The sequence below is a fragment of the Pseudomonas sp. 05N433 genome, assembly GCF_056396925.1.
The window spans coordinates 65,208-80,679 of sequence record NZ_JBFTML010000001.1 but is presented as its reverse complement, the minus strand read 5'-3'; the positions used below and the strand labels follow the sequence as shown (position 1 = coordinate 80,679).

The 15,472-nt window shown below is 60.2% G+C and carries 13 protein-coding genes; all 13 read right to left on the bottom strand.

The genetic code is table 11. The features are described from left to right. Window positions 1–69 precede the first annotated feature (69 nt). The 13 genes from AC1DIS_RS00370 to AC1DIS_RS00310 all read right to left on the bottom strand — a co-directional run bounded on the left by AC1DIS_RS00370 (window position 70) and on the right by AC1DIS_RS00310 (window position 15,301). Complete coding sequence (locus AC1DIS_RS00370) at window positions 70–2,844, bottom strand: hybrid sensor histidine kinase/response regulator (protein ID WP_018928427.1); 2,775 nt, start codon at window positions 2,842–2,844, stop codon at window positions 70–72. 99 nt (window positions 2,845–2,943) lie between these two features. After that, window positions 2,944–4,239: a phosphoribosylamine--glycine ligase gene (gene purD / locus AC1DIS_RS00365; protein ID WP_064616059.1), complete on the bottom strand. Its 1,296-nt coding sequence runs from the start codon at window positions 4,237–4,239 to the stop codon at window positions 2,944–2,946. Between the two features lie 189 nt (window positions 4,240–4,428). Beyond that, window positions 4,429–6,036, bottom strand: a complete 1,608-nt coding sequence (gene purH / locus AC1DIS_RS00360) for a bifunctional phosphoribosylaminoimidazolecarboxamide formyltransferase/IMP cyclohydrolase (RefSeq protein ID WP_018928426.1) — start codon at window positions 6,034–6,036, stop codon at window positions 4,429–4,431. Between the two features lie 81 nt (window positions 6,037–6,117). After that, window positions 6,118–6,438, bottom strand: a complete 321-nt coding sequence (gene fis / locus AC1DIS_RS00355) for a DNA-binding transcriptional regulator Fis (protein WP_007907419.1) — start codon at window positions 6,436–6,438, stop codon at window positions 6,118–6,120. Next, on the bottom strand, window positions 6,435–7,445 hold the full coding sequence (dusB, locus tag AC1DIS_RS00350; RefSeq protein ID WP_018928425.1) for a tRNA dihydrouridine synthase DusB: 1,011 nt from the start codon (window positions 7,443–7,445) through the stop codon (window positions 6,435–6,437). Before dusB ends, fis begins: the two co-directional genes overlap by 4 nt. A 185-nt stretch (window positions 7,446–7,630) precedes the next feature. Further along, on the bottom strand, window positions 7,631–8,869 hold the full coding sequence (locus AC1DIS_RS00345; RefSeq protein ID WP_138866715.1) for a DUF3426 domain-containing protein: 1,239 nt from the start codon (window positions 8,867–8,869) through the stop codon (window positions 7,631–7,633). 30 nt (window positions 8,870–8,899) lie between these two features. Next, window positions 8,900–9,778 (bottom strand): 50S ribosomal protein L11 methyltransferase, encoded by an 879-nt coding sequence (gene prmA / locus AC1DIS_RS00340; RefSeq protein ID WP_018928423.1) that lies wholly within the window; start codon window positions 9,776–9,778, stop codon window positions 8,900–8,902. A 325-nt stretch (window positions 9,779–10,103) separates the two neighbouring features. Beyond that, complete coding sequence (accC, locus tag AC1DIS_RS00335; RefSeq protein WP_477780701.1) at window positions 10,104–11,462, bottom strand: acetyl-CoA carboxylase biotin carboxylase subunit; 1,359 nt, start codon at window positions 11,460–11,462, stop codon at window positions 10,104–10,106. 17 nt (window positions 11,463–11,479) lie between these two features. Beyond that, a complete protein-coding gene (accB, locus tag AC1DIS_RS00330; RefSeq protein WP_111455267.1) occupies window positions 11,480–11,944 on the bottom strand; it encodes an acetyl-CoA carboxylase biotin carboxyl carrier protein in 465 nt (154 codons plus the stop codon). Window positions 11,945–11,992: 48 nt separating this feature from the next. Beyond that, on the bottom strand, window positions 11,993–12,445 hold the full coding sequence (aroQ, locus tag AC1DIS_RS00325) for a type II 3-dehydroquinate dehydratase (protein WP_007937215.1): 453 nt from the start codon (window positions 12,443–12,445) through the stop codon (window positions 11,993–11,995). 132 nt (window positions 12,446–12,577) lie between these two features. Next, on the bottom strand, window positions 12,578–14,320 hold the full coding sequence (locus AC1DIS_RS00320) for a protein-disulfide reductase DsbD (RefSeq protein WP_477780700.1): 1,743 nt from the start codon (window positions 14,318–14,320) through the stop codon (window positions 12,578–12,580). Window positions 14,321–14,520: 200 nt separating this feature from the next. Continuing rightward, entirely contained in the window at window positions 14,521–14,985 is a 465-nt protein-coding gene (locus AC1DIS_RS00315; protein WP_086944043.1) for a hypothetical protein, read from the bottom strand. Beyond that, the gene (locus AC1DIS_RS00310) at window positions 14,963–15,301 is read right to left on the bottom strand and encodes a polymorphic toxin type 44 domain-containing protein (RefSeq protein ID WP_086944042.1); all 339 of its coding nucleotides are present in this window, start codon (window positions 15,299–15,301) and stop codon (window positions 14,963–14,965) included. The genes AC1DIS_RS00315 and AC1DIS_RS00310 overlap by 23 nt, the downstream gene beginning before the upstream one ends. Between the last annotated feature and the right edge of the window lie 171 nt (window positions 15,302–15,472).

Genomic DNA, 15,472 nt, shown 5'->3' with positions numbered 1-15,472 from the left:
GGCAGGAGATTGTTGGAGCGGAGTCTATCAGCCGGTTTAGAAAGTTGTCGGCGCGCGACGGGAGATTGCTCAGAATGTCGAAGCCGTACGATTCTGATGATCGCGCTGGGCAACCCAATGCTCGATCAGGTCGCGCAACTGCGACAGCTCGACCGGTTTGGCCATGTGCCCGTCCATGCCGGCCTGACGCGCGCGCTCTTTGTGCTCGGCGAGGATGTGCGCGGTCAACGCCACCACGGGGGTGCGAATCCGCTGGTTGCCGACTTCCCAGGCACGCAATTGCTGGGTGGCGGAGAAGCCGTCAAGGATTGGCATTTCGCAGTCCATCAGCACCAGGTCGTAACGCTGGGCCTTCATTGCCACCAAGGCTTCTTCGCCATTGCTGGCGGTATCCGGTTGCAGGTTGAGCTTGCCCAGCATGCCGCGGATGACCTTGGTCGAGATGCTGTTGTCTTCGGCCACCAGGATGCGGAAGTCGCTGGGCACCTTGACCGGAAGGGTGGGGCCGGTGGGCAGGTGCTGCGAGGTAGCCGGGCCGTTGTTGCGCTGGTTCAGTTCGTCCGCCAGGGTGGTCTTGAGGGTGTAGCCGGCCACTGGCTTGGCGAGGATGCGCTTGATCCCGGAGTTGCGCGCGATGATCTTGCTCGGCGCGTTGCTGATGCCGGTGAGCATGATCAGTAGAATGTCGTGGTTCAGGCTCGGGTCTTCCTTGATCTTGGCGGCCAGTTGCATGCCGGTCATACCGGGCATGTTCTGGTCCAGCAGGACCACGTCGAAATAATCGCGCAGGTGGGCCTTGGTGCGCAGCAGCGCCAGGGCCTCCTTGCCGGACGGTACGGCGCTGACGTTCAGGCCCCAGGCGCTGCACTGCTGCACCAGCACCTTGCGACAGGTGTCGTTGTCGTCCACGACCAGTACGCGTGCGCCTTGCAACGGACTGTCCAGGTCCGAGGTCGGATGCTCGAGACGGTCCGGGTCCAGTGGCAGGGTCAGCCACAATGTGCTGCCTTGGTTGGCGCCGCTCTTGATGCCGAATTCGCCCTGCATCAAACGGATCAGCTGACGGGCAATCACCAGCCCCAGATTGCCCCCCAGGCTGGTGGCCGAGAGGAAATGCTTGCTGTGCAGCTCGGCGTGCATCAGTGCGTCGCGCTCTTCAGCCTCCATCGGCTGGCCGCTGTCCTGCACGGCGATGCGCAGCCGCGGTTTGGCGCTGCGTTCATCCAGGGCGACAACGATCAGAATCTCGCCTTCGTCGGTTTTCTTCAGGGCGTTTTCCAGCAGGCTCAGCAGGGTCTGGCGCAGGCGCGTCGGATCGCCGCTGATGACGCGCGGTACCTGTGGCTGGATAAAGCTGATCAGCTCGATGTTCTGTTGTTCGGCCTTGGCGCGGAAGATGCTCAGGCAGTCTTCGATCAGGGCATTGAGGTCGAACTGCACATCGTCCAGCTCGATCTGTCCGGACTCGAGCTTGGAGATGTCGAGAATTTCGTTGATCAGTGTCAGCAGTTCGTTGCCGGCGCTATGGATGGTTTGCACATAGTCGCGCTGCTTGACCGACAGCGGTGTGCCCAGCAGCAGTTCGGTCATGCCCAGCACACCATTCATCGGGGTGCGGATTTCGTGGCTGATTTTCGCCAGGAATTCAGCTTTGGCGTTTATTTCGGCATTGCTGGCAGCCAGGTCGCGACTGACGCTGAAACGGTCTTCGGTGATGCTACGCTGTCGCTCGCCCAGGGCCACACTCATCAACAGGCCACTGATACAGATAAACACCAGCAGGGTGATGATCAGGCCTTGCGGGGCGACAAGGGTCAGCCCCTGCAGCGCCGGCAGGATAATCAACGTGCCAAGGTTGAACACCACCATGGCCGCCACGAACAGGCGAGCCGGGCGATAACCTTTTTGCCAGTGATGGGCGCTGACGAACAACATGCTCAGGCCGGCCAGGGCAACCAGTGCGTACGTGATCAGGTTCAGCGGCAGGGTGTTGACGAACAACAGCAGCAGGCCGCAGGCCACGATGAACAGGATGTCCCCCAGCAGCAGCTTGTTCAGCGGGTGCGGGCCGAGCGGGGCGAAAAAACGGTAGGCGAACATCAGGCCGCAAGGTGCGGTCAGCAGCAAGGCAAGATAGGCACCGGGTGTTTGTACGACGGACCAGTTCGGCAACCATGGTCGGGCCAGGTTCAGCAGCAGCACCAGGCTGAGCAGCAACAACCCTTCGCACGCTGCCAGCCAGAGGCTGCTGCGCGAGCGGGTGTAGGTGTAGCGGGTCAGGTTATGCAGGATCAGCATCCCGAGACAGCCAAAGAGCAGACCGTAGATCAACGTCTGGTTCTGAGTGGCTGCGCTCATGACCGCCGATTGCAGGGTGATGTAAGGCCGAAACTGGTGTTCGGAGACCAGTCGCATATAGACGTCGAGGGTTTTGTCGCTTTGCGGCAGCGGCAACATGAAGTCGTTGCCGGGCAGGGGGCGCTCAGCCTGAGGCTGCCCGGTGCCGGTATTCAATTGATCGATCAGCTGGTCGCCATCGAGCACATACAGATTGAGGTGCGACAGGTCGGGAGCGAACACCCTCAGCAACTGTTCGTGTTTGCCGGGTGCCAGCCTGAAACGCAGCCACAGCGCACCGTCAGGCCCGGCTGCGGTGAGGCGGTCGAGTTCAACGGGGCTGAATTGATTGGTGTAGCGGCCGGAGCGGATGTCGCTCAGCTGCAGATCGCCCTGTTCGTCGAGCAATACCGCCCAGCCACTGCCTTGCGAGGCCTGGGCCGGGAGCATGCAGAGCAAGGTCAGCAGAGTGACGGTGAAGCCTATGGCAATCCTGAGCCAGCGCACGGCGAAATCCCTTCGTAGGTTGATGCCAGAATATAACTATGCGCGGCGCCGGAATAGTCCGGCAAGGGCTGCAAGCCCTTGCCTGGCCGAATGGATGGCTTATTCCTGATTTTCGCCACGCTCGCGGGCAATGGCACGGTAGCCAATGTCCTTACGATAGAAGCAGCCTTCCCAGTCGATTTTAGCCGCCAGTTTGTAAGCCTGCTGCTGGGCTGTGTCGACGCTGGTGCCCATGGCGGTTGCGCACAGTACCCGACCACCGGCCGTCACCACCTGACCGTCCTTGAGTGCAGTGCCAGCGTGGAAGACTTTGCCTTCCAGTGCCGCGGCTGCATCCAGACCGTTGATGGCAACGCCTTTGGCGTAGTCACCCGGGTAACCGCCAGCGGCCAATACGATACCGACGCTCGGACGTGGATCCCACTGTGCTTCGACCTTGTCCAGCGCTTGCGCCAGGGCCGCTTCGACCAGCAACACCAGGCTCGACTGCAAACGCAGCATCACCGGTTGGGTCTCAGGATCGCCGAAACGGCAGTTGAACTCGATAACTTTTGGGTTACCAGCCTTGTCGATCATCAAGCCGGCATAGAGGAAACCGGTGTAAACATTGCCTTCCTCGGCCATGCCGCGCACGGTTGGCCAGATCACCAGGTCCATGACCCGCTGATGGACTTCGGCGGTGACGACCGGTGCCGGGGAGTAGGCGCCCATGCCGCCGGTGTTCGGACCGGTGTCGCCGTCGCCGACGCGTTTGTGGTCCTGGCTGGTGGCCATCGGCAGCACGTTCTTGCCGTCGACCATGACGATGAAGCTGGCTTCTTCGCCGTCCAGGAACTCCTCGATGACCACGCGGGAGCCGGCATCGCCAAACGCGTTGCCAGCGAGCATGTCGCGCACCGCGTCTTCAGCTTCAGCCAATGTCATGGCCACGATCACGCCTTTGCCGGCGGCCAGGCCATCGGCCTTGATCACGATCGGTGCGCCTTTTTCACGCAGATAAGCCAGGGCCGGCTCGATCTCGGTGAAGTTCTGGTAGTCGGCGGTCGGGATCTTGTGACGCGCCAGGAAATCCTTGGTAAAGGCTTTCGAGCCTTCCAGTTGCGCGGCACCTGCGGTCGGGCCGAAGCAATCCAGGCCACGGGAGCGGAACAGGTCGACAACGCCTGCAACCAGCGGCACTTCCGGGCCGACGATGGTCAGGGAAACGTTTTTCTCCGCGAAATCTGCAAGCTGCTCGAGGGCCAGCACGTCGATGGCGACGTTCTCGCACTTGGCTTCAATGGCGGTGCCTGCGTTGCCCGGGGCAACGAACACTTTTTGCACGCGCGGATCCTGAGCCACTTTCCAGGCCAGGGCGTGTTCACGGCCACCGCTGCCAATGATCAAAACATTCATTTCAAAAACCTCGGATGACGCTAATTCTGTTTTGGAACCTAAAGCGCTTCACGCCGTAGGAGGTCGCAATGAAGCCGGTAGATGCAAGGCGGAGTCGACCTCGATGAGCGGAGTTGCCTTTTGGCAATGAGCATCATCGAGGTCGGCTCCAACGCAGCAGGTACCGGGTTCAGTGCGGCCGTTGTCTTATTAGTGACGGAAGTGGCGCATGCCGGTGAAGACCATGGCGATGCCGGCTTCATCAGCTGCCGCAATCACTTCGTTATCACGCATCGAGCCACCTGGCTGGATCACCGCAGTGATACCGACCTTGGCTGCGTTGTCGATGCCGTCGCGGAACGGGAAGAACGCATCCGACGCCATGACCGCGCCCTGCACTTGCAAGCCGGCATGTTCAGCCTTGATCGCGGCGATACGCGCGGAGTTCACGCGGCTCATCTGGCCGGCGCCGACACCGATGGTCTGACGGTTCTTGGCGTAGACGATGGCGTTGGACTTGACGTACTTGGCGACTTTCCAGGCGAAGATCAGGTCGTTGATTTCCTGCTCGGTTGGCGCGCGCTTGGTCACCACTTTCAGGTCTTCGCTGCCGATCATGCCGATGTCGCGGCTCTGTACCAGCAAACCGCCGTTGACGCGTTTGTAGTCCCAGGCTGGAACGCGGTCAGCCGACCACTCGCCGCAGGCCAGCAGGCGTACGTTGGCTTTGGCGGCCACGATGGCGCGGGCTTCTGCGCTGACGGATGGGGCGATGATCACTTCGACGAACTGACGCTCGACGATGGCCTTGGCGGTTTCAGCATCCAGCTCGCGGTTGAACGCGATGATGCCGCCGAACGCCGACTCGGTGTCGGTGGCGTAGGCCAGTTCGTAGGCTTGACGGATGCCGCCTTCGGCGTCCGGGCTCACGGCCACGCCGCACGGGTTGGCGTGCTTGACGATCACGCAGGCCGGCTTGACGAAGCTCTTCACGCATTCCAGCGCGGCGTCGGTGTCGGCCACGTTGTTGTACGACAGCTCTTTGCCTTGCAGTTGGGTCGCGGTGGCGATGCCGACTTCGGCAGGCTTGGCTTCAACGTAGAACGCCGCGCTCTGGTGCGGGTTCTCGCCGTAGCGCATTTCCTGAGCCTTGATGAACTGGCTGTTGAAGGTGCGCGGGAATTCGCTGCGGCCGGAGGTCGAGAGGGTTTCAGCCGCCTGGTTCACGGTGCCCATGTAGTTGGCGATCATGCCGTCGTAGGCGGCGGTGTGTTCGAAGGCCTTGAGCATCAGGTCGAAACGCTGAGCGTAGGTCAGGCCGCCGGCCTTGAGGCTTTCCAGAACGTTGGCGTAATCGCTGGCATTCACCACGATGGCCACGTCTTTGTGGTTTTTTGCCGCCGAACGGACCATGGTCGGGCCGCCGATGTCGATGTTCTCGATGGCAGTCGGCAGGTCGCAGCCTGGCTTGTTGATGGTGGCTTCGAACGGGTACAGGTTGACCGCTACCAGATCGATCGGCTTGATGCCGTGCTCGCTCATGATGGCGTCGTCGATACCGCGACGACCAAGGATCCCGCCGTGGATTTTCGGGTGCAGGGTTTTCACCCGACCGTCCATCATTTCTGCGAAACCGGTGTAATCCGCGACTTCCACTGCGGCAACACCATTGTCGCGCAGCAGCTTGAACGTCCCGCCGGTGGAGAGGATCTCTACGCCCAGGGCTTCGAGCTCTTTGGCGAATTCAAGGATCCCGGTCTTGTCGGAAACGCTGATCAAGGCGCGGCGGATCGGCAGGCGGGTAGTCTGGTCGGTCATCTCAATTTCCATCAAAAGCAAAGGAGTCAGCAAAAAAGGCGACCGGTTTTACGTGGGCGCCTTTCTGGTTTGATTGAATGCTTACAGCAAATCGTACTGCTTGAGTTTCTTGCGCAGGGTGCCCCGGTTCAGTCCGAGCAGCTCACTGGCCTTGGTCTGGTTGCCCTTGACGTAGTTCATCACGCATTCGAGCAGGGGGGCCTCGACTTCGGAGAGCACCAGGTTGTACACATCCGTGACGGCAGCGCCCTCAAGGTGGGCGAAATAATTGTGCAGCGCCTTCTCGACACTCCCGCGAAGGGTCTGACCTTCTTCGCTCGGTGTATTGAGGTGCTGTTTCAAATTCACGTTGTCGCTCACGGGTGTTGTTCCACTCACTAAAGTCTCGGTCATCATCGTCATGCGGCCACCCCTTCTCCGTCCCCTGTCAGGCTCTTGTAACGTTCGGCGAAGAAGCCTCGAACGTAGGCGCATTGTGCTTCCGTATCTTCCAAACGATTGAAGTGGGCGCGAAACTCCCTGGCGCCCGGCAAGGTTGCGAGATACCAGCCCACATGCTTGCGAGCTATGCGCACGCCCATGACGTCGCCATAGAAGGCATGCAGCGCGGCCAGATGCTCAAGCAGAATACATTCCACCTCGATCAGTTCCGGTGCCGGGAGTTTTTCACCGGTACGCAGATAATGGTCGATTTCACGAAAAATCCATGGCTGCCCCTGGGCAGCCCGGCCCACCAACAGGCCATCGGCACCGGTCGCGTCGAGCACGTACCGGGCTTTCTCGGGCGAATCGATATCGCCATTGGCGAAGACCGGAATCGACACCGCCTGCTTGATCGCGGCAATGGTGTCGTACTCAGCTTCCCCGGTGTACAGGTCGGCACGCGTGCGGCCATGTACGGCCAACGCCGTGATGCCTGCCTGTTCGGCGATCTTCGCCACCGTCAGACCGTTCTTGTTCGCCCGGTCCCAGCCGGTGCGGATCTTCAGGGTGACCGGCACATCGACCGCAGCCACCACGGCCTGCAGGATCTCGGTCACCAATGCTTCATCTTTCAACAGTGCGGAACCGGCGGCCTTGTTGCAGACCTTCTTCGCCGGACAGCCCATGTTGATGTCAATAATCTGTGCGCCCAGCTCGACGTTGGCCCGGGCCGCATCCGCCAGCATCTGCGCATCTCCGCCGGCGATCTGTACCGAGCGGGGCTCGGGATCGCCTTCGTGGATCATGCGCATCCGCGATTTGCGGGTGTTCCACAAGCTCATGTCGCTGGTGACCATTTCCGAGACTACAAGTCCAGCGCCCAATCGTTTGCACAGCTGACGAAAGGGCTGGTCGGTGACGCCCGCCATGGGGGCGAGGATCAAGCCGTTGTGCAATGTATATGGACCGATGCGTACCGCCGACATAGGACTTCCCTGTTGTGGGGCCGGATCATGAGAGTTCGAAAAAGGGTTGGCATGATACCCGCYCTCGATGACTGGATAAAGGCTGAATTGAACAAAATCTGAACAACTAATTCGTTATCGCCAGCGGTTTGGTTTGAACGGTCAAAGTCAGGAAACCGCCGTCAAGCCTGCAACGCTTGAGTGTTTCACTCGGGCGAATGGAAGCTCAGGCTGTAGTTCACCGCTTTGGGGCCTGGGTCGAGAATGTCCAGCGCGATGTGGATCGGCGTTTGCGGCGGCATTTCGGCCAGGCCTTCGAGATCGCCGTTGAGGTACTCGCCGGGCTTGAAGCGACGACTGGCGATCAGGTGGCCGTTGAGGTCGGCAAAGCGCAGCTCCAGCAGCGGGAACGGCTGGGAGAAGGGCGCACGGTTATAAATGATGGCATCGACCACCAGCGCCCCGTTGAAGTCCGGGTGGCTGCGGACCACCAGATTGCTGCTTTTGACTTTCGCGATGTCGACCTTGGACGGCACTGTGCAACCGATGTGCGGGCAGAGTTGCTGGAACCACGGACGATACTGGTCCTGGCGCGCCAGTTCGTCGAAGTGGTAGGCGACGTACTGGCCAACGAGGCCGGCGGCGCCGAGCAGGATCAGCAGCAGCCAGAAAAAGCGCCGACCCCAGGGGGAGCGGCGTTTTTGCCAATCCAGTTGCAGCGGGTCGTCGGTCAGGTCCTGCAGCACTTCAGCGCGCATGGCCGGTTCGCTGCGTTCGCGTCGCTTGCGCAGGGGCTCGACGGAGGGCAGGTCATCGTCGATCTCGTCGTCATCGGTTTTCGCCGACAGGCTGCCAAAAGGGATCGGGGCGTCGAGCGGGTCGTGCAGGCGCAGCTGCTGTATCTCGGGCTCATCGTCCAGTGGCACGGGCTCCATGGACAGCGAAGGCTCGGTGCGCGAGTGTTTGCCTGGCTCGATCGTCGGTTCGACCATCGGTGATGGCGTCTGCACGTCGGCGGCTTGCGCACGATCGGCGGCCGACTCACTGAAGAGGCTGTCGGGCCAAGGGGCTTCGTCGTGTTCGGTGCTGTCGCGACGAGCACTGAGGCTGTCTTCGCGGGGGTGACCGAACTCCGTCGTCGGCTGGATTTCCCGCTGTTCGAGCCGGGCGAGCTCTTCGTCCAGGTCCAGGCTGTCCAGGTCCATCTCGGCCGCGGTCCATTGCTTTTGGCTGATGGCCCGCTGCACGGGCGGTTCTACGGGCGCCGATGCAGCCGGTTTTACCGCTTCCTTGCCGGCCCGTTGCTCAAGCAACTGCCTGGCGGCGTTGAACACCTGCAAGCACGAGCCGCAACGAACCACCCCACGGGCCACGCTCAACTGAGCGTGGCTGACGCGGAAGCTGGTTTGGCAATGCGGGCACTGGGTGACGAAGCTATCGGTCATGCGGCAATCCGGTTTATGCAGGCGCTCATTCTAGCGCCGACGGCCAGTGATGCGTACCCAGCCGTCGCGATTGGCGATCGGATCCAGATCGAAGTCCCGGGCATAGGCAGCGGCAACCTCTTCGCCCTGTTCGGCGAGGATGCCCGACAGTGCCAGGCGACCGCCGGACTTGACCAGGCTGGACAGTTGCGGCGCCAGGGAAACCAGCGGGCCGGCGAGGATATTGGCGACCAGTACGTCGGCTTGAACCTGCGGCAAATCTTCCGGCAGATAGAGCGGGAACAGCTCGTCGGCAATGTTGTTGCGTCCGGCGTTGTCGCGGGAGGCCTCCAGGGCTTGCACATCGATATCGGTGCCGACGGCTTGTTTGGCGCCCAGCAACAGGGCGGCAATCGCCAGAATCCCCGAGCCGCAGCCGAAATCCAGCACGTTGCAGTCTTTCAGGTCCTGGCCATCGAGCCATTCCAGGCACAGCGCGGTGGTCGGGTGAGTGCCGGTGCCGAACGCCAGGCCTGGGTCCAGCAGCAGGTTCACCGCGTCAGGCTCAGGGGCGGCGTGCCAGCTCGGGACAATCCACAGGCGCTGACCGAAGCGCATCGGCTGGAAGCCATCCATCCAGCTGCGTTCCCAGTCCTGGTCTTCGATCACTTCGCTGTGATGCTCGGGCAGCGGGCTGCCGGTCAGCAACTCCAGGTGGGCCAGCACGCTGGCGGCGTCAGTGCCGCCTTCGAACAAGGCCAGCAGGTGTGTGTGCGACCACAGCGGAGTGGTGTTGAGTTCCGGCTCGAAGATCGGCTGATCTTCGGCGTCCATGAAGGTCACCGACACGGCGCCCACTTCAAGGAAAGCGTCTTCGTAGGTTTCGGCTTGTTCTGGGCTGATGGCGAGACGGACTTGCAGCCAAGGCATGGCGGGCACCTTTGAAAAATATAGATTGCAGCCTAGCGGGCTGCGAGAAGCGCGCAAGTTTACGCGAGCGCGCGGCAGAAGACGACCGGGTTGCCATCCAATAGCGGAGACGTCGGTCTCTGTGGCGAGGGAGCTTGCTCCCGCTGGAGCGCGAAGCGGTCCCAAAATGGCAGATACGGCTCTGTCTGACACAACTCGGATGAATGGTCTTGCGGCTGCTGCGCAACCGAGCGGGAGCAAGCTCCCTCGCCACAAGGTTTCCGGGCGGCATCTCCAGAAACAACAAAGCCGCCCGAAGGCGGCCTTGTCATGTTCCGGCTGAAGCTTAGTGCTTCTCGCCAGCCAGCTTGTGCTCGAGGTAGTGAATGTTCACCCCCCCTTTGCAGAAGCCTTCGTCACGGGTCAGATCACGGTGCAGCGGGATGTTGGTCTTGATCCCGTCGACAACGATCTCGTCCAGCGCATTACGCATGCGCGCCATGGCTTCGTCACGGGTTGCGCCGTAGGTGATCAGCTTGCCGATCAACGAGTCGTAGTTCGGCGGAACGGCATAGCCACTGTACAGGTGCGAATCGACGCGAACGCCGTTGCCGCCTGGTGCGTGGAAATGCTTGACCGTGCCTGGGCTCGGCATGAACGTTTTCGGGTCTTCGGCGTTGATCCGGCATTCCAGCGCGTGACCGCGGATGACCACGTCATCCTGGGTGAACGACAGCTTGTTGCCGGCGGCGATGCTGAGCATCTCCTTGACGATGTCGATGCCGGTGACCATTTCCGATACCGGGTGCTCTACCTGGACACGAGTGTTCATCTCGATGAAGTAGAAGCGGCCGTTCTCGTACAGGAACTCGAAAGTGCCGGCGCCACGGTAGCCGATGTCGATGCAAGCCTTGACGCAACGGGCGAGGACTTCCTCGCGCGCGTTCTCGTCGATACCCGGTGCCGGCGCTTCTTCGAGAACCTTCTGGTGACGACGTTGCAGCGAGCAGTCGCGGTCGCCCAGATGGATGGCGTGGCCCTGACCGTCGGAAAGCACCTGAACTTCCACGTGACGTGGGTTGGTCAGGAATTTTTCCAGATAGACCATCGGGTTGCCGAACGCTGCGCCCGCTTCGGAGCGGGTCAGTTTCGCCGAGGAGATCAGGTCTTCTTCTTTGTGCACCACGCGCATGCCACGACCACCGCCGCCGCCAGCGGCTTTGATGATCACCGGATAACCGACTTCGCGACCAATGCGCAGAGCGGTTTCTTCGTCTTCAGGCAGTGGGCCGTCGGAGCCCGGAACGGTTGGAACGCCAGCGGCGATCATGGCGTGCTTGGCCGATACCTTGTCGCCCATCAGGCGGATGGTATCGGCTTTCGGGCCAATGAACGCGAAACCGGAGTTCTCGACCTGTTCGGCAAAGTCGGCGTTTTCCGCAAGGAAGCCGTAGCCTGGGTGAATGGCGGTAGCGCCGGTCACTTCAGCAGCGGCGATGATGGCCGGAATGTGCAGGTAGGAGTGAGYGGCGGAGGCCGGACCGATGCAGACGGATTCGTCTGCCAGGCCCAGGTGCATCAGCTCTTTGTCGGCCTTGGAGTAAACGGCGACGGTCTTGATGCCCATTTCCTTGCAGGCACGCAGAATCCGCAGGGCGATCTCACCGCGGTTGGCGATCAGAACTTTTTCCAACTTCGCAGTCATCAAAGGCTCTCCGCGATTCAAACGATGGTGAACAGCGGTTGGTCGAACTCAACCGGCTGGCCGTCTTCGACGAGGATGGATTCGATCACACCGCTGTGGTCAGCCTCAATGTGGTTCATCATCTTCATGGCTTCGACGATGCACAGGGTGTCGCCTTTCTTCACGGTCTGGCCGACTTCAACGAAGGAAGGCGAGCTTGGCGAAGATTTGCGATAGAACGTGCCGACCATCGGCGAGCGGGCAACATTGCCGTTCAGCGTTGGAGCCGCTGGAGCCGCAGGCGCAGCGGCAGCAACCGGAGCGGCGGCAGCAACTGGAGCCGGTGCCGGCGCATGCATCGGAGCCGGTGCGTAGTACTGCTGAGCCGGCGTCTTGCTGTGACGGCTGATGCGTACGGACTCTTCGCCTTCCTTGATCTCAAGCTCGTCGATGCCGGACTCTTCCAGCAATTCGATCAATTTCTTAACTTTACGGATATCCATGAATCATCAACTCCCAAGGGTCGGTCAGGGGCGTTTAACGCTTGTTGTTCAAGCCGTTGCCTGTCTTTCAAGCTGCTCTAGTGCGGCCTCCAGGGCCAGTCGATAACCGCTGGCGCCAAGGCCGCAGATCACTCCCACCGCTACATCGGAGAAGTAAGAGTGATGGCGGAAAGGTTCGCGTTTATGCACGTTAGACAAATGCACTTCGATGAATGGGATGCTCACCGCCAGCAGCGCGTCACGTAACGCGACACTTGTATGCGTAAAAGCTGCTGGATTGATCAGAATGAAGTCCACACCTTCGCCGCGAGCAGCGTGGATGCGGTCAATCAATTCGTACTCGGCGTTGCTTTGCAGGTAAAGCAAATGGTGGCCGGCATTGCGCGCCCGCTGTTCCAGGTCCTGGTTGATTTGTGCCAGGGTGGTTGCACCATAGACGCCCGGTTCCCGGGTGCCGAGCAGGTTCAGGTTAGGGCCGTGCAAAACCAATAGGGTCGCCATCTGCTGCTCCTTTGTGATCCGTGTGCAATTGTCAGAACCAGGCGACTATGCCGCAAAGACTTTGTGACTGTCCAGTTCTATGCAATAGGCAGCACGATGGCCGATGTTTGCGCGAAATATGTGACCGGGTGATTAAATCCGGTCATTTGCTTTCGCAACACGTTCGGCGAAGCCCGTGGCGTTTATCTCGCCGATCACTCGCACATCGGTGCGTTCGACGCCGTCCCTGCCGAAAAACATCAGCGCCGGAGGGCCGAACAGCTTGTAGCGGTCGAGCAGGGCGCGCTGTTCGGTGTTGCTGGCGGTGATGTCGAAACGGATCAGTCGATAGCCTTTAAGACGTTCGACGACGTTGGCATCGTTGAGCACTTCGTGTTCGATGACTTTGCAACTGATGCACCAGTCGGCGTACCAGTCGAGCAGCAGCGGCGTGCCGGAGGATTTGGCTTCGGCGAGGACACGATCCAGTTCTGCTGGAGAGGTTATGGTTTGCCAGGTGCTGGCGATTGGCGCTTGCTGCTCGTTGCTGGCGACGAGGCGCGTCTGGCCAATTGGGTTGAATGGATCGGACTGACCGCTGAACGCGCCGTACCAACAGGCCAGTGCATAAAACAGCAGAAACATCCCCAGCAATTGCCCCAGGCGTTTTCTCGGCGGCTTATAGACAAACTCCAGCGCGCCCATGAACAAACCGACGCCACCGGCGAGCAAGCCGATCAACAGTAAAGTGATCTGGCCTGGCAATACTCGGCTGAGCAAACCGATCGCCAGCCCCAGCAAGAGCACACCAATCGCGTTTTTCACGTAGATCAGCCACGGCCCGCTTTTCGGCAACCAGGCCGCGCCGCCAGTCGCCACCAGCAACAGCGGTGCGCCCATGCCCAGGCCAAGCATGAACAGTTTCAATCCGCCGCCCAAGGCATCGCCGCTGGCGCTGATGTACAGCAGCGCACCGGCCAGGGGAGCCGAGACGCAGGGCGAAACCAGCAGGCTCGACACCACGCCCAGCACCGCCGCGCCCCACAGTGAGCCACCTTCGGTGCGCCCGGCGATCCGGTCCAGGCGGCTGCTGATGGCGTAGGGAAGTTTCAGTTCGAACACCCCGAACATCGCCAAGGCAAACACTGCGAAAAACATCGCGAACGGCACCAGCACCCAGGCCRATTGCAAGCGCGCCTGAAGATTAAGCTGTGCGCCGAACATGCCCATCAATGCACCCAACAGGGCGAAGCAGATGGCCATCGGCAGCACATAAGCCAGCGACAGGTTGAAGCCACGTAAACCGCCGATCTGCCCGCGCAGGACTACCCCGGAGAGGATCGGCAGCATCGGCAGCACACAGGGGGTGAAGGTCAGGCCGAGGCCTGCGAGGAAGAACAGCGCCAGTTCGCGCCAGCCCCAGGCTGTGGTCGTGGCACCGCTGCCATCAATACTCAGGCGCTCGGTCTCGGGCGGGTAGCACAGGCCTTTGTCGGCGCAGCCTTGATAGGTCACGGCCAGCGTAAAGGCGCGGGAATCGGTGCGCGGCAGTTCTACATCGAGAATGCCGTGGTAAACCTCGACATCGCCGAAGTATTCATCGTGCTTTTGTTCGCCCTTGGGCAGTTGAGCCGCACCGAGGCCAACGTCGGCCGGATCTGCGCGAAACTGGAAGCGATGGCGGTAGAGGTAGTAACCCTCGGTGGCGACGAAACGCAGTTTGATCGATTGCGGCGTACTTTCTACCAGGCTCAACTGAAAGGCTTCGCGCACCGGCAGGAAGTCGGCGCTGTTGTTGATCGAACCCAGGGTGGAACTGGGGCGACTGTCCAGCAACCCGGCGGCGGAGGCCGGGAGGGCGAGCACTAAAAACAGCAGGCAGAGCAAACGGCGCATGACAATCTCGCGTATTGGAGGTGCGGGCATGATAGCTGAGTGTGCAATGTATGCGACTACGCCGATCTCCCGTAGGCGCTGCCAAAGGCTGCGATATTTTGACTTTGATCTTCAACGCTCGATCCACCGCCAGGATCAACATCAAATGATCGCAGCCTTCGGCAGCTCCTGCAGGGAGGTGTTTCAGTCAGGCTTCGGGCTTACTTTGTTGGTTGATCGCTGGAGTGTTTACACAAGTTGATTGTTACAGGGGTGTAGTGGTTACTGTTGGTATGTCGAAACAGCGTGCTGCTGTGATACTCGTAGACTTCCTGGTTGGTCGATACATTGATAGTTGAACCTTGGATATCGACCTTTATGGCTGGATCTCGGGTGACTAAAAACGGACCAGCGGTCTTGAGTTCAGACGCTATTTGCTCGTTGGATGTCAGTTCGCGATAGACATAGTATCGATAGCTGAACGGTACTGTTGCTCCGCCTCGATCATCCTTGACGCCGTAGATGAAGCCGTTTTCGCCAAGGGGCAGTTTGAGTACTACATCGGTCAGCACCGGGTTGCCGGAAGACATGAGCCATGTCCAGCCGATGTAAGCCAAGCATACAGCTAGCAGGGAGGAGGCGACGATTGTGTATGCAGTGTTTTTAGTAGTTCCTGAAACGGGCATACCTGACTCCCTTCTTGATCCATTCCTGATCCGCAGGATCATCGCCAAAAGGAGCCTCGCTCCACCAGCTTCCAAATTCTACTTTTGTCGTTTTTGCCTGTGTCTGGGCAAGGCCGGCGGCACGTAACAGAACATTCTCGGAAAACCCCGCAGCAATCCCGGTCGCGCCGTAATTGAAATTGCCAAAGGCTTCATAGTCAGGGGATAGCTTTTTGTAGTCCCAAGGGCCGCGATTTCTGACTTGGCTATAGAACCAGGAGTAAATGAATGCGGATCCCTCTTTCAAAACTTTTTTCTTGTGGAAGGCAATGGCCATGTTTTCCTCCACAGATACGCCTGGGGGCGACGTTGGAACTATCACGGGGCACTCCTGTGCACGCTCGATTGATTGAAGCGCTAAACTCTAGCATCAAAACGATGACTAAAAGCACCGTATAGATAAGCAGGAGTTTTCATACAAAAACTCAGGTGTCGATAATCTTGCTCG

Excerpts from the sequence above, each read along its gene's own strand:
- dusB (WP_018928425.1), bottom strand. The coding sequence starts at position 7,445 with ATGTCGGCGGTACGCATCGGTCCATATACATTGCACAACGGCTTGATC.
- AC1DIS_RS00310 (WP_086944042.1), bottom strand. The coding sequence starts at position 15,301 with ATGGCCATTGCCTTCCACAAGAAAAAAGTTTTGAAAGAGGGATCCGCA.
- AC1DIS_RS00345 (WP_138866715.1), bottom strand. The coding sequence starts at position 8,869 with ATGACCGATAGCTTCGTCACCCAGTGCCCGCATTGCCAAACCAGCTTC.
- accB (WP_111455267.1), bottom strand. The coding sequence starts at position 11,944 with ATGGATATCCGTAAAGTTAAGAAATTGATCGAATTGCTGGAAGAGTCC.
- purH (WP_018928426.1), bottom strand. The coding sequence starts at position 6,036 with ATGACCGACCAGACTACCCGCCTGCCGATCCGCCGCGCCTTGATCAGC.
- purD (WP_064616059.1), bottom strand. The coding sequence starts at position 4,239 with ATGAATGTTTTGATCATTGGCAGCGGTGGCCGTGAACACGCCCTGGCC.
- prmA (WP_018928423.1), bottom strand. The coding sequence starts at position 9,778 with ATGCCTTGGCTGCAAGTCCGTCTCGCCATCAGCCCAGAACAAGCCGAA.
- aroQ (WP_007937215.1), bottom strand. The coding sequence starts at position 12,445 with ATGGCGACCCTATTGGTTTTGCACGGCCCTAACCTGAACCTGCTCGGC.
- AC1DIS_RS00315 (WP_086944043.1), bottom strand. The coding sequence starts at position 14,985 with ATGCCCGTTTCAGGAACTACTAAAAACACTGCATACACAATCGTCGCC.
- fis (WP_007907419.1), bottom strand. The coding sequence starts at position 6,438 with ATGACGATGATGACCGAGACTTTAGTGAGTGGAACAACACCCGTGAGC.